11 protein-coding genes are annotated in these 14,248 nt (G+C 74.1%); 3 read left to right on the forward strand and 8 right to left on the reverse strand.

Going from position 1 to position 14,248, the window contains the following annotated elements; genetic code table 11:
* Nucleotides 1-3: 3 nt before the first annotated feature.
* The 3 genes from DEI84_RS12305 to DEI84_RS15495 all read left to right on the forward strand — a co-directional run bounded on the left by DEI84_RS12305 (nucleotide 4) and on the right by DEI84_RS15495 (nucleotide 4,394).
* Nucleotides 4-2,409 (forward strand): 5'-nucleotidase C-terminal domain-containing protein, encoded by a 2,406-nt coding sequence (locus DEI84_RS12305; protein WP_110891033.1) that lies wholly within the window; start codon nucleotides 4-6, stop codon nucleotides 2,407-2,409.
* Nucleotides 2,410-2,712: 303 nt separating this feature from the next.
* A complete protein-coding gene (locus DEI84_RS12310) occupies nucleotides 2,713-3,516 on the forward strand; it encodes a trimeric intracellular cation channel family protein (RefSeq protein ID WP_110891068.1) in 804 nt (267 codons plus the stop codon).
* Nucleotides 3,517-3,761: 245 nt separating this feature from the next.
* Complete coding sequence (locus DEI84_RS15495) at nucleotides 3,762-4,394, forward strand: TetR/AcrR family transcriptional regulator (protein ID WP_146236363.1); 633 nt, start codon at nucleotides 3,762-3,764, stop codon at nucleotides 4,392-4,394.
* Here DEI84_RS15495 and DEI84_RS12320 read toward each other — a convergent pair.
* The 8 genes from DEI84_RS12320 to DEI84_RS12355 form a co-directional block, all read right to left on the reverse strand.
* Nucleotides 4,378-6,723: a DUF3488 and transglutaminase-like domain-containing protein gene (locus DEI84_RS12320; RefSeq protein ID WP_181420443.1), complete on the reverse strand. Its 2,346-nt coding sequence runs from the start codon at nucleotides 6,721-6,723 to the stop codon at nucleotides 4,378-4,380. The two genes, DEI84_RS15495 and DEI84_RS12320, sit on opposite strands and share 17 nt — an antisense overlap.
* Before the next feature lie 31 nt (nucleotides 6,724-6,754).
* On the reverse strand, nucleotides 6,755-8,089 hold the full coding sequence (locus DEI84_RS12325; RefSeq protein ID WP_110891035.1) for a DUF58 domain-containing protein: 1,335 nt from the start codon (nucleotides 8,087-8,089) through the stop codon (nucleotides 6,755-6,757).
* On the reverse strand, nucleotides 8,089-9,081 hold the full coding sequence (locus tag DEI84_RS12330; protein WP_375537654.1) for an AAA family ATPase: 993 nt from the start codon (nucleotides 9,079-9,081) through the stop codon (nucleotides 8,089-8,091). The genes DEI84_RS12325 and DEI84_RS12330 overlap by 1 nt, the downstream gene beginning before the upstream one ends.
* Nucleotides 9,082-9,153: 72 nt before the next feature.
* Nucleotides 9,154-9,378, reverse strand: a complete 225-nt coding sequence (locus DEI84_RS12335; protein ID WP_146236364.1) for a hypothetical protein — start codon at nucleotides 9,376-9,378, stop codon at nucleotides 9,154-9,156.
* 144 nt (nucleotides 9,379-9,522) lie between these two features.
* Nucleotides 9,523-10,164, reverse strand: a complete 642-nt coding sequence (locus DEI84_RS12340) for a glycosyl hydrolase family 18 protein (RefSeq protein WP_110891037.1) — start codon at nucleotides 10,162-10,164, stop codon at nucleotides 9,523-9,525.
* 54 nt (nucleotides 10,165-10,218) lie between these two features.
* Nucleotides 10,219-11,082, reverse strand: coding sequence for a phosphate ABC transporter ATP-binding protein (locus tag DEI84_RS12345; protein ID WP_110891038.1), 864 nt, complete (start codon nucleotides 11,080-11,082; stop codon nucleotides 10,219-10,221).
* A 17-nt stretch (nucleotides 11,083-11,099) separates the two neighbouring features.
* The gene (locus tag DEI84_RS12350; protein ID WP_181420444.1) at nucleotides 11,100-12,113 is read right to left on the reverse strand and encodes a sortase; all 1,014 of its coding nucleotides are present in this window, start codon (nucleotides 12,111-12,113) and stop codon (nucleotides 11,100-11,102) included.
* A 67-nt stretch (nucleotides 12,114-12,180) separates the two neighbouring features.
* Complete coding sequence (locus tag DEI84_RS12355) at nucleotides 12,181-14,238, reverse strand: Ig-like domain-containing protein (protein WP_110891040.1); 2,058 nt, start codon at nucleotides 14,236-14,238, stop codon at nucleotides 12,181-12,183.
* Nucleotides 14,239-14,248 lie beyond the last annotated feature (10 nt).

Below are 14,248 nucleotides of genomic sequence, written 5' to 3' on the forward strand. Positions count from 1 at the left end.
CCGATGAGCCCGTCCCACTTCCCCGAACCCACTCCCAGGCGGAGGCGCGGCATCGTCGCCGGTACCGCCCTCGCCACCGCGGGCGTCCTCGTCGCCCTGGGCGCTCCGGCCACCGCGGCCGAGGCCCCCGCCGGCGCGACCGCACCCGTCACCGTGGCCGCCGCCGGTGACACCACGATCGACCTGTACAACGTCAACGACTTCCACGGCCGCATCGTGCGGTCGATCTCGCAGACGGCGGGCAAGCCGACCCCGCGCGACGGGGACGCCGCCGGCGCTGCGACCCTGGCCGGCGCCCTCGACCAGCTCCGCGGCCCCGACCGGTCGACGTCCGCCTTCGTCAGCTCGGGCGACAACATCGGCGGTTCGACGTTCGAGTCCTTCATCCAGCAGGACCAGCCCACGATCGACGTCCTCAACCAGATGGACCTGTCGGTCAGCGCCATCGGGAACCACGAACTCGACAAGGGCCAGGCCGACCTCCGCGACCGCGTGATCGGTGCCGACGGTGCGCGCAACGCGCAGTGGGACTACGTCTCCGCGAACATCCTCGACAGCGCGACCGGCGAGCCCGCGTTCGACCCGTACTCGATCCAGGAGATCAGCGGCAAGCGGGTCGGCTTCATCGGTGCCACCGTCGACCTGGTCGGCCAGGGCCTCGTCAGCCCCGACGGCATCGAGGGCCTCGAGATGGGTGACATCACGACCGAGGTGAACAAGGTCGCGACGCAGCTCACGGACGGGGACCCGTCCAACGACGAAGCCGACGTCCTCGTGCTCCTCGTGCACGACGGCGCGGAGTCCAGCGCGGCAACCGACCTCGACGGCGCCTCCGACTTCGCCCGCGCGGTGCGCGGCGTGAGCCCGGAGGTCTCCGTGATCCTGTCCGCGCACACGCACCAGACCTACGTGCACCAGGTGCCGGTCGGGGACGGCACCGCCACCCGCCCGGTCATCCAGACCGGGTCGTACGGCTTCAACCTCGGTCACGTGCAGCTCACGGTCGCCGCGGACGGCACCGTGACGGCGACGAAGGCGGAGAACCTGAAGCTCGTCGACGAGGGCGCGTACCCGAAGAGCGCCGCGGTGCAGGCCACGGTGGACGCCGCCGTGGCGGAGGCCGACGAGCTCGGTGCCGTGGAGCTCGGCACCGTCGACCGTGACCTCGAACGCGCCGTGCAGACGAACGGCTCCGAGAACCGCGGTGGCGAGTCGCTGCTCGGGAACTTCGTCGCCGAGGTCCAGCGTGCCCAGACCCAGCGTCAGGGCTCGCAGATCGCGTTCATGAACCCCGGCGGACTCCGCGACGACATCGCCGCGGGCGCCGTGACGTACAAGGAGGCGGCGGCCGTCCAGTCGTTCGCCAACACCCTCGTCGTCCTCGACCTGACGGGCGAGCAGATCCGGCAGGCACTCGAACAGCAGTGGCAGCCGACGACCGCGAGCCGTCCGTTCCTCAAGCTGGGCGCGTCCGAGGGGTTCTCGTACACCTACGACGCGCAGGCTGCGGCAGGGTCGCGGATCACCTCGATGACCCTCGACGGGGACCCGATCGGCGCCGACACCACCTACAAGGTGACGGTCAACTCGTTCCTCGCCGGTGGCGGCGACAACTTCGGCGCCTTCAAGCAGGCCGCCGTCAAGCAGGACAGCGGCAAGGTCGACCTGGAGGCCCAGGTCGAGTACTTCCAGGCCCACCCGGCCGTCGAGGTCGCGGTCGACCAGCGCGCCGTCGGCGTCACCACGACGCCCGAACCCGAGGGCGGCTTCCAGCCCGGCGACGAGGTGACCGTCGACCTCTCGTCGCTCGTCTTCAGCAACGCCGGTGACCAGAGCGGCACGGTCTCGGTGTCGGCCGGCGGCACGGAACTCGCGTCCGCCCCGATCGACACCACGGTGGTCGACACGACCGACGAGCAGGGCCGCGCCTCGCTGACCTTCACCGTCCCGGAGCCCGGCGCCGCGACGCCGGGCGAGCCCACCACCCCGACCGAGCGCGCACGCCCCGCGGCCGCCGCGGTCGAGACCTCGGACGAGCCCCTCGTCGTCGAGCTGCCGAGCGGACAGCGGATCACGCTGGCCGTGACCGTGCCGGTGCTCGTCGCCCCGGCACCCGGTGAGGAGCCGGTGCCGGTCCCCGGCACCGACCCGACGGTCCCCGCGGACCCGACCGACCCGACCACGCCGGCCGTACCCGTCCCGACCGACCCGGACGGCGGCCTCGTCGCGGTGCCGATCGCCGGTGGCGGCTCCGACGACGCCGACGGTGGACCGCTGGCCTACACGGGCGCCGAGGTCGCAGGTCCCGCACTCGCCGCGGTGCTCCTGCTCCTCGCGGGCGTGACCGCCCTGGTGCTCGCCCGCCGCAAGCGAGCCGCGCACGACGCGACGGTGCACGCCGACCGCTGACGGCCCTCCCGGCCACGTCCGACGGGCCCTCCCACCGACCGGTGGGAGGGCCCGTCCCGTCTGCTCGGCCAGGAGGCGCGGTCCCGGGTCCGCCGGTCGCCGTCCCGGGGTCCCCGGGTCGGTTTCCGCACCGCGCCGCGGTACGCTGCTCCCGTCGCATCGCGATGCATCGCGCCGGGTCGCCGGACGGTGGTTCCGTCCGTCGAGACCCCGCGGTGCGGGTGTCCTCCGCCTCCAGGGAAACGGCGGAGGGCACCCCCCTCTCCGTCCGGTGGGCGGCGCACGTGCGGTTGGATGGTCTCCATGAACGTGCTGACCGTGGACGGCCTCGCCGCCGTGACGAACGTGCTCGACCTCACCGGGGTCTTCGCGTCCGCACTGCTCGGCGGGTCGATCGCGCGGACGATGGACTTCGACCTGTTCGGGTTCCTCGTGGTCGGCTTCGTGTCCGGCCTCGGCGGTGGGCTGCTGCGGGACGTCCTGCTGCAGAACGGGCCGCCCGTTGCCCTGACCGACCCGCTCTACCTGCCGGTCGCGGTCGCCGGCGCCCTCGCGGCGTTCTTCGTCTCCTTCTCCGAACGCACCTGGGACCGGCTCTTCACCGTGCTCGACGCCGCCGTCATCGGGTTCTGGGCGGTGGTCGGCGTGCAGCGGACCTTCGACGCCGGACTGGAGTGGCCCGCCGCGATCATCATGGGCACCGTCACCGCGGTGGGGGGCGGGGCCATGCGCGACATGCTCCTGCGCCGTGTGCCGGCCGTCTTCGGCGGGAACGCCCTGTACGCGACGGTTGCGGTCGCCGCGTCCGCCGTGATGGTGGTCGCCTCGTACCTCGGCTCGCCGTCGATCGGCATCCTGGTCGCGATCCTGCTCTCGCTCGTCCTCCGGTGGGGCGCGGTCCGGCGCGGGTGGGGCCTGCCGAACGGTCGCGACTGGCAGCCGCAGTCCCGGCTGGCCTCCCTGCTGCGCCGCGGGCGCGGGCGTGGTCGTCGGTTCGTCCGCCCCGAGGCCGTCCGGCTGCTCCGCCGTCCCGGTCGACGAGCCGGCGCGGGCAGCGTGCACACCGACGGCGAAGCGCCGCATCCCGCGGACCCCGCCGGGGACTGAGATCGGCACTGGGATCCGCGGCGGCGCCGTCGTACACTCGAGACCGCCGGGTATCGACCCGGCCGCACACCCGGTCGTCGCACCGACGTGACCCGAAGACGGCGGTCCCGTCCGGGACGTGCGGGCACGAGGGGCTGCCGCCCGCGCGGCGACCGACGCACGGCGCGGCTCCCCGGCCCGCACGCACCGCCGTCACCACCGGCGATGCCCCGGCACCGACCCGCAGAGTCCCGGAACAGGATCCGATGACCGACGCACCCGAACCGCACACCACCGGCCCCGACCGCACGAGGTCGGTCCCGCGCACGCCACGCGCCGAGGTCCGGGAGCGCCTGCTCACCGCCGGCGCCCGGGCCTTCGCCGAGCAGGGCGTGCACGAGGCCCGGCTCGACGACATCGCCGCCGCCGCCGGGTTCAGCAAGGGCGCCGTCTACTCGAACTTCTCGTCGAAGGAGGACCTCGTCGGGCAGGTCATGCAACGGGCCACGAACCTCGTGCTCCGCTCGCTGCAGGAGCTCGTCCGCGTCGACATCGAGGCCGCGGACGTCGGGGACGTCGTCCGCGCCGCGTTCGGCCGGCATGACCAGAGCGCCCAGTTCGCACTGCTCTCCGAACTGCGGGGCTACGCGATCCGCCACCCCGAGTTCATGCCCGAGTTCGTCCGACAGCGTCGACACCTGCACGACGGCGTCCGCGAACTCGTCCACCGGTGGTTCGCCGCGCACCCGGAGCTCGACCCCGGCATGCCGCTCGACACCTTCGCCACGCTGCTCGTCGCGGCCAACTCCGGGACCGTGTTCGACGCCCCCGCGCTCGACGACGCCAACCCGGGCGACGTGGTCGCCGCCCTCGTCGAGGCGGTCATCCGGCCGCGTTGACCGGTCTTCCGTGTGTCCACGCCGACGAGGGAAGCAGGCTCGGCGGGAGCAGCCGCGACCGCAGCACCTGCCGGCGGGCCACGGCCGCGTCCAGCACGGTCCGGGCCTCCCGGAGTGCCGTCACGAGCACCTGCGGGTCGGCCGCACCACCCGCCGCGTACCGTTCCCGGTCGACCGCGTCGACGACCGTCTCCAGGTGCGGGACCACCGCGGACGGGACGGTCGCACGGAGCCGTCCGAGCACCGCCCGTGCCGTCCGCGCGGCGGCGGCGGCGTCGCCCGGCGGCGCGGACACCGGGGCGAACCCGTGGTCGTCGAGGTCGTCGAGGAGTTCCCGCCACGCGGTCACGGCCGGGTCGCGGCCGGCGGACACCGCGGCCGTCCGACGGCGACGACGGACCGCCCGCAGCAGGCCCGGCGCGACGAGGAGCACGAGTGCGACGAGCAGTCCGACGAGCACGCCCCAGGCCCGGGAGGCTCCCCCACCGCCCGTCCCGCCGGTTGCGTCCGCCCCGGCCCCCGCACTCGGCTCGGCGCTCGGTGAGGCCGAGGGCGCGGTGGTCTCGCCCGGAGCGGGCAGCGGCGTCTCGGAGGGGGCGGCCGACGGCGTCGACGTCGGGGTGGACTCGGCCTGCGCGGCGGCGTCCGACGCCGGTGTTGGCTCGAACGCGACCCAGCCGGCCCCGCGGATGTACAGCTCCGGCCACGAGTGCAGCTGCCGGTTCGACACCGTGAACTCGCCGTCCTCCTTCGCGCCTCCGGCCCGGTACCCCACCGCGATGCGGGACGGGATGCCGAGCGTGCGGGCCATGACCGCCATCGCGGAGGCGAAGTGCACGCAGTAGCCCGATCGCTCCCGCAGGAAGGTCGCGACGACGTCCATGCTGTCGCCGTCGTACCCGCGCTCGACGGGGGCCGTCTCCGAGTACTCGAACAGCCCGCTGCGGAACCACTGCTCGAGCGCACGTGCCCGCTCGTAGTCGCCCGTCGTCGACCCCTCGACCCGGGCGGCGGTGTCGGCGATCACCGCCGGCAGGTCGTCGGGGAGCGCGGTGTCGGTCCGGAGCTGCGCCGCGGACGGGGTGCGGAAGCCGCGGCCGTCCGCCTGGCCGAGCCGCCCCGACGCGGCCACGGCGTCGAGGTAGGCGTTCGCCGACACCGATGCGCCGTACGCCTCGTACGTGGCGCCGCGCGCGGTCGCCGGCCCGGCGGACCGGACCGTGTTCGTGTCGCCCGACCAGCGCCACTGGGTGAGGTCCAGGTTGGTCGACTGCGACTCGACCGACATCGCCCCCGCCGGCAGCGGCAGGTAGTTGCTCGACAGCCCGGTGATGCGGACCGTCACGTCGGTACGGCCGGCGAGCCGCGGGTTCACGCCGATCGCCCACCGGGACTGGTCGGCGGTGTCGGCGGTGCTGGCGTCCGTCACGGTCGGGACCCAGTCCCCGGTCCCGAACTCGTCGAGGTCGGCGAGCTTCAGGTACTGCGGCTGCCCGTCGGCCGACCGGTACCGGAACACCTCGAGCTCGCTCGGGCGACGGAGGTCCTGCCCGAGCTCGAGCAGCGTCCCCGGACGGCCCGGCTGTATCGGCGACCGGACCGAGCCGGTGACGCCGGAGAGCCACCCCGAGTCGAGCGGCACGAGGGTCGGCAGCCCGACCGCGACGACGAGCCCCATCGCACCGACCACGGCGGCCGGGAGCGCCCGCTGCACCGGACGGACGGACGTCCAGAGGAGCGCGAGGAAGGCGAGCGCGGTGAGGACCACGAGCCACACGGACGGGGCCTCCCCTGTGATGATCCCCGGCACGAGCAGGATCACGAGCGCGGGCACGGCAGCGAGCGCCGCCGTCGGGGCGATCGCGGCCAGGAACAGCGACGCGCCGGCGACCCACGCGATCGCGACGGTGACGACGATGCGGATCGCGTCGGTCTGCGGCAGCGGCGCGGGGTTGAGCCGGATGGCCGCGAGCGTCTGTCCGAGCGCACCGCTCTGGTCGAGCCAGCTGAGCGGTGCCGAGCCGTTGAGGAGCGCGACCCCGCACGAGGTGACGATGAGCGTGGCGACGAGCGCGACGAAGCGGACGCCGCGCGGGCGGGACCGGAACGCGAGCACGACGGCGACGAGCACGGCGGTGACGAGCACGCCGGACACCCACCACGCGGTCCCCTGCACGAGCGGACGGATCGCGAGGGCGGCGACGAGCACCGGCACCGGGGCCAGTGCGACGACGCGGGCGTCGGGACGGTCCGGCAGGCGGTCGTCGCGGGCGAGGACCTCGCGGACGTCGACGTGGGGCCGCGGTCGGCTCGGGGTGGTGGCGGTCATGCGTGCTGTCCGTCCGCGGTCGGGTCGGCGGTCACCGGCCATGCCCCGCCGTCGTGCTGCCCGGCACCGGGACGACGAGCACGCGCCATCCGGCCCGGTCGAGGACGCCCCGCACGGCCGGGTCCGGCGGCACCACGGTGACGAGCAGGCCGCGGCTCGACCCGTTCGTGGCGGACACGAGTTCCGCGGCCTGGTCGAGGGTGCAGTGTCCGGTCACCACGGCCGTCATCCCGTGCACGTCCCGGCCCCGGACGCCGTGCAGCACCTCGGGCACGTCGCGGGCACCGCTCCGCACGGAGACGTCCGCGAGCCCGACGAGGACCTCGGACAGCCCGCCGGCGTCGCCGCTGTGCCGGACGTCCCCGCCAGGTCCGTCGGTCACGAGGGCCACGCGCGAGGTCCGCGCCGACAGCGCCCGGGCGACGCTGGCGGCCACCACGACGGCGTGCTCGAAGGCCTGGTCGCCACCGAGGTCGGCGAGTTCGGCCAGGTCGTCCCGGCCGAGCTGCTGGTACGACTCGCGTCGCACGTCCAGCGCGACGACCGCCTCCGGCGGCTGGGCCTGGGTGGTCTGGCGCACGTGCAGGTCGCCCCGCTTGGCGCTCTGTCCCCAGTGCACCCGGCGGATCGGGTCGCCGGGCCGGTAGGGGCGCAGTTCACTGTCGTCGGCGGACCCACCCTGCCCGACCCGCCCCTCGTCGGCGGACACGGCCCCGGCGAGCGCAGCGGAGTCGAGCGCCGCGAGCGGGACGGACCCGGGCACGACGACGACCTCCTCCGCGGACACGACGGGCCGGTCGATCCGCAGCAGGCCGAAGGGGTCCTCGACACGGACCGTCACCGGCCCGACCAGGCCGCGCCCCCGGGAGATCGCGAGGGCCTCGACGTCGAGCACGGCCGGCGGCGTCGCCGGCCCGACGGCCAGGAGCGACGTCGGCTCCGCCGTGCTGACGAACAGGTCGTCGAGCTGCTCGGTGACGAGCAGCGTCGACCGTGGTGCGAACCGCATGCCGGAGCCGCGGAGCGTCACCCGCTCCCGGTAGACCTCGCCGACCTGCACGACCGCGCGCGGTGCCGACCGGGAGGCCCGGAGCGGCGCCGCCACGGCGAGTGCGGTCACGACGCCGAGCACGACGAGGACGACGAGGAGCAGCCCGGCGGTCACGGCGACGCTCATCGACGTCGCCAGTCCGGCGAGGACGAGGCCGACGCCGGCCACCGTCACGGTCCAGCCGCGGAGCGTCGGGCGGGGGAACGGCGTGCGCCGCAGCATCCCGAGCCCCCGCCGTCCGTACCGGGACAGCACCGAGCGCGTCGCGCCGGTGCGACGCGCGAGCCGCCCGGCGAGGGGACGCAGGTCCGCCATCAGGACCGGACGGGCGTGGCGGTGAAGGGCACCGCGGTGTCGGCGACGATGCGGACGACGATCTCGCGAGCGGTGTCCTCTGCCGCGCCCCCGAGTCCGCGGGCGACCGGGACGAGTCGGTGGGCGAGGACCACCGGCGCGAGCGCCGCGACGTCGTCCGGGGTGACGAACGGGCGTCCAGCGAGGGCCGCGGCGGCGCGGGCGGCCTGCGCCAGGTGCAGGGTCGCACGGGGGCTCGCGCCGAGCAGCAGGTCGGGGTGCGTGCGGGTGACGCGGACGATCTCGACGATGTACGCCGCGACGTCCGCGGCGACGTGCACGGTGCGGACGGCGGCGATCATCGACCGCAGGGTGTCGACGTCGACGACCGGGCGCAGGTCGCCGAGCGGGTCGTGCGCGCCCCGGGCCGACAGCATCCGCCGTTCCGCGCCGGCGCTCGGGTACCCCATCGCGATGCGGGCCATGAAGCGGTCGCGCTGGGCCTCCGGCAGTGGGTAGGTGCCCTCCATGTCGACCGGGTTCTGCGTGGCGACGATCATGAACGGGGACTCGAGCGGCCGGGTGACGCCGTCGACGGTCACCTGCGACTCCGCCATGGCCTCGAGCAGGGCCGACTGGGTCTTGGGACTGGTGCGGTTGATCTCGTCGCCGATGACGACGTTCGCGAAGACCGGCCCGGGTGAGAACCGGAAGGTGCCGGACGACTGATCGTAGATGTTCACGCCGGTGACGTCGGACGGGAGCATGTCGGACGTGAACTGGATGCGGTTGACCGACCCCCCGACGGACGCCCCGAGCGCCTTCGCGAGCACGGTCTTGCCGACGCCGGGGACGTCCTCGACGAGCAGGTGGCCCTCGGCGAGCATGACGGTGAGCGCCGTGCGGATCGCGTCGGGCTTGCCGTCCACCACGGTCGCGACCGACGAGGCGATGGCCGCCCCGGCTTCCTGGATCACGCCGATCGGGACGGTTCGGTGGGTCAGGTCCGGCACGCAGGTCTCCTCGCCACGGGGTCGATGTGCGGCGATGCTACCCCGGCGCGATGACAGCCAGCGGAGGATGTGTCACCGGTTGCGCGGACGGTCCTCCGGCAGCGGCATGGAGTCCAGGGACCACATCGCGACGCCGTGCAGCGAGAGCTCGCGGGCCAGGTCCTGGCGCACCCGGTAGGAGCGGGCGTCGGACCAGTGCAGCTCCCGACCGTCCGCCAGCGTCGCCGACCACTCGCCGTTGCGCGCCGACCACCGTGCCCGGTCCCCCGCCAGCCGGGCCGCGTGTGCCACGGTCAACGAGCGGTCCACGGCTCCGGGTCCCCACACGTACCCGTACCCGGCGACGCCCAGGTCGATGTGACCGCGCGGGACGCCGGCGGACTGCGCCGCCCGGACGACCTGCCGCGTCCACGGGAGGGCACCGATCGTCCCCGGACCGCTCTACGGCCCGTGCTGGTCGTAGGTCATGAGCACGACCCGGTCGACACGGCGGGCGATCTCCCGCAGGTCGTAGCCGGTGTCGCGGTAGCCCGCCCGGTCCGTCGAGGCCATCACGGCGATGGACGTCCTCGCGCTCGGGCCCAGTCGCTCGCGGACCGCCGCCCGTACCGCGTCGATGAACGCGACGAGGCCCGGTCGGTCCTGCTCCCGCAGGGACTCGAGGTCGATCTGCACGCCGTCGAAGCCGTCGCGCTGCGCCGTCCGGGCGAGCGCGCGGGCCACGCGGTCGCGGTTCGTCGCGTCGGCGAGCAGGGCCGTGCCCGTCTCGGGCGAGAAGTCGCCCAGGGTCTCCGAGAAGTTGCTCACGAGCAGCTCCGACCGGGCACCGGCCGCGTGTGCCGTGCGGGCGAGACGCGCCAGGCCGTCGGGTGCCGCGGCGAGGGCCTTCCCGTCGTCCCGGAGGGTGACGCCGTCCACGCCGATCGTGGTCGCCCGCTGTCCGGCGTCCGCGACACGGGACACCGCGTGCGGACCGGGGCCGATGTACGCCTCGGTCGTCACCGCACCCGCTGTGGCACCTCCGCCGAGCACGAGGCCCGCCGCGAGCACGCCGGCCGTCACCACCACTGATCGTCGCTGCACGCGCCGACTGTACCGTGCGGTCGGGACGTGCCGCCCGGCGGTGGCGCGCTCCGCCTACCCGAACCGGCCGTTGACGTAGTCGGCGGTGCGCGGGTCCTGCGGCGCACCGAACATCGCGTCGGTCGGACCGTGCTCGACGATCGCGCCCGGGGTGCCGGCCTCGGCCAGGAAGAAGGCGCACCGGTCGGAGACACGCTGGGCCTGCTGCATGTTGTGCGTGACGATGACGACGGTGACGTCCCGCGCCAGTTCGGTGATGGTCTGCTCGATGCGGCGCGTCGACGTCGGGTCGAGGGCGGAGCACGGTTCGTCCATCAGGAGGACCCGCGGCCGGACCGCCAGCGACCGGGCGATGCAGAGGCGCTGCTGCTGGCCGCCGGAGAGCCCGCCGCCCGCCTGCCGGAGGCGGTCCTTGACCTCGTTCCAGAGCCCGGCCTTCGTCAGGGTCTCCTCGACCAGGTCGGTCTTCGCGTTCTTGTCGAGTTTGACCCCGGTGAGGGCGAGGCCGGCGAGGACGTTGTCGGCGATGCTCATCGCGGGGAACGGGTTCGGCTTCTGGAACACCATGCCGATCTGGCGTCGTGCCTCGGTGATGCGGCGGGAGGCGTCGTAGATGTCGACGTCGTCGAGCAGCACCTCGCCCGCGAGCGACGCCGTGGGGACGAGTTCGTGCATGCGGTTGAGCGTCCGGAGGAACGTGCTCTTGCCGCACCCGGACGGCCCGATGAGCGCGGTGACCTGACCGGCCGGCATGGTCAGCGAGACCCGGTCGAGGACCTTGTGGTCACCGAACCAGGCGGACACGTCACGGGCGTCGAGGGTGGCCGGGGTGAGCGTCGGGATGAGCTCGGTCGGGGTGTCGGTGCCGGCGGCGAACCAGCTGTCGAACTCGTCGACCGTGGTGGCGGTGTCGGTCATGGTGGTGGCCTTTCCGGTCACATCAGGTTGGGGAGCAGGAGGGTGAGCTGCGAGGCCGCGAAGAGTCCGACGGCGAGCACGACGGGGACGGCCACCACGACGGTCTGCCGGTGGCCCCACAGGCGCATCCCGACCGTGAAGAGCGCGACCATCGCGGCGAGCACGATGAGCCCGAGCACCACGAACGGCCAGACCGTCCCGTCGCCGGCCATCGTGAGCTCGCGGGGTTCGAGGCTGGAGTAGCCGAAGGCCGGGGTGGGGGTCGGCGCCGGGTCGGACACCAGCTCGGCGTCGACGCGGACGACGGAGTGCGGAAGGAACGGCAGCCCGGCACCGGAGACGAGTGTCAGCCGACCGTCACCGACCGCCATCGGGGCCGGGACGGGGTCGCCGGTCCGGCGCACGTCGGTCACGCGGTACCGGGCGGTGCCCTGGCCGGTGGTGGCGGTGAGGGTGTCGCCGCGGTGCAGCTCGGCGATGCGGCCGAACGGGCCGCCGTAGGCCGTCTGGCGTCCGTACACGACACTCGCCCCCGCCTGTCCGGGGAGCGGGGTGTCCCGCCGGTGACCCGGGCCGGACCGCGTGACGTCCGACGTGGTGCCCTGGAGGACGACCGAGCGCAGGCCGATCGCGGGGACCCGGAGGAGGGCGACCGGGGTGCCGTCCGCGACGAGACGGCCGTCGGGCCCGGTCTGCCCCACGGGGGCGGTCGCGTTCGCGAGGTCGAACCGGTAGGCGTCGAGGGCGAGCTGCTGGTCGCGGACGTACGAGACCTGCGAGACGGCGATGAACTGCAACGCGAACCCGACCAGCAGCAACCCGACCACGACGAGCGCGGACCCGCCGAACCGCCACCGCTCGGGCCGGCCGAGTACCGGGAGTGCCCGGGCGGCGGGACCGACGGGCTCCGTCGACCACCCGCTGGTCGGGCGGCGGACGGCAGGTCGACGGACCGTGCGTCGGGAGGTCGGCCGGCGCAGGACGGGCAGCCGTCGGGCCGGCCGGTCCCGTCGGGAGGGGGTGCTGGTCATGGTCTCGTCCATCGCAGTGGTGGGAGGGGCCCGGTCGGCCGCGGTGCGGCCGACCGGGCAGGGGGTGTTACTTGGTGACCTTGAGGGTCGCGGCCTTGCTGGCGCTGTTCCAGGTCGTGCTGCCGCCGTAGGACACGGTCAGCTTGTGGGTGCCGGCCTTCAGCTTCGGCAGGGTGACGGTCACGCGGCCGTCCTTGCTCGACACGGTGCCGGAGGCGAGCTTCTTGCTGCCCTCCTTGACGGTGACGGTCCCGGTCGGCACCGAGCCGGCGCCGGAGACCCGGACGGCGACCTTCGCCTTGGCCGAGGCCTTGACCGACTTGATCGCGCTGACCGTGACGGTCGCGGTGCCCTTGGCCGCCGCGGCGGACGCGGTCGGGCTCGTCACGGTCGTGCCCGACGCCTTCCCGACGTAGACCGCGCTGAGCTTGTACGAGGCCGCCTTCGGGACGAACGAGACGGTCGCGGTGCCGGCAGCGGCCACCTGGGCGGTGCCGAGGGTCTCTTTGCCGTTCTTCAGCGTGACCGTGCCGCCGGCTGCGTCCGCGCCGGTGACCGTCACGGCCACCTTCGCGGTCTTGCCGACCGTGAGCTTCGGGGCGGTCAGTGCCACGGCGGTCGCAGGGGCCACGTCGACGGTGGACGGCGCGGAGCTGCTGGACGCGACACCGGCGAGCGCCGGGACGAACAGCGCCGTGACCGAGGCCGATCCGGCGGGCAGGGTGACCGAGGCGGTGCCGGTCGTGGCGCCGCGCGCGATCGTGCCGATGCCCACGACCGTGGTGCCCTTGAACACCTTGACCGTGCCACCGCCCGCGCCGAACGAGTCGACGGAGACCGATGCGGTGACGGCCTTGCCCGCCGTGGCCGTCGCCGGGACGGTGAGCTTCGTGGTGCTCGGGGACGCGGTGACCGAGCGCAGCTGGTCGTAGCCGCAGGTGGTCGCCGGCGTGGTGGCGGGCTCCGGGAGGAAGCCGTAGGCCGCGATCGTGGCGGTCTGCTTGCAGACGAGCGAGTCCTTGCCCACGAAGGTCTTCGCGATCGCGCTCGACGGGTCGTCGGCCAGGCGGGACGGCACGATGTTGTAGACGTCGCGGACGAAGCCGGCGTACGCGGGGTTGGTCGCGTACGACGAGCCGCTGCCGGTGGTGGCCGGGGCCTGCTTGCCGTCGACGACGCTCAGCGGCGCGAGCACCACGCCGTGGCGACGGTCCTTGACCGAGCCGACGCCGTTCGCCTGCGCGACCCACTGGCTGACCGAGAACGGGGCGAGGGCGAGCGTTCCCCCGGTGGTGCTGTCGACGATCGCCTGGCCGTTGTGCTCCTCGATCGGCTCACCGGCCACCGTGTCGGACACGAACGGGCTGGTCGAGGTGAAGCCGGAGGCGTCGGTGAGGCCGAGCTTGCCGAGGAAGTAGCTGCGGGTGCCCGAGCCGAACTTCGGCAGGAGCGGCTTGATCTTCACGGCCGTGGTGCCGTCGGGGCCGGTGGCGGACGAGCCGACCGAGTCGTACGAGCCGTCGGCCCTGAAGTAGGCGTGGGTGACGTCGCCGCGGTACACGTTCCACAGGGTCGGGGCGGTCTTCGCCTGGGTGCCGTCGCCGACGAAGAAGGGGACCTTCGCGAGCTTGCTGCCGGGGGCGTACGCCACGTCGACGGCGTCGCGGGCGAACGGGACGTACGCGACGACGCCGTCGGACGCGGTGCTCGACGGGCCGCTCGAGGACCGGGCGAAGTCGAGCTGACCGACCACCGAGGAGTCGACCGTCGTGCTCGTGCCGTCGGCCAGCGCGACGCCGGACTTGCTGGCGATCGCACCGATGGCGACGAGGAGCGCGTCACGACCGGCACCGGATCCGGACACGCGCGGGATCGCCTTGCCGCCGGCACGGGTGACCACCGAGGGACCGGCGTTCGCCGCGTCGTAGGAGGCGATCTGTCCACCGCCGACGGCCGTCGCCACGCCGTTCATGACGTCCTGCGTGGTGTCCGAGCCGAGTCCGACGAGGGTGCCGAACGCGTTGCCGGCCGGGTCCGCCTGGGCGGCTGGCACGGCGAGGGCACCGACGATCAGGGCGGTCGCCCCGAACGTGACGCCGATCTTGCAGAAGGTGTTCGCCTTCATGGCTGGTGGT

The organism is Curtobacterium sp. MCBD17_023, assembly GCF_003224415.1.
GTDB lineage: Bacteria > Actinomycetota > Actinomycetes > Actinomycetales > Microbacteriaceae > Curtobacterium.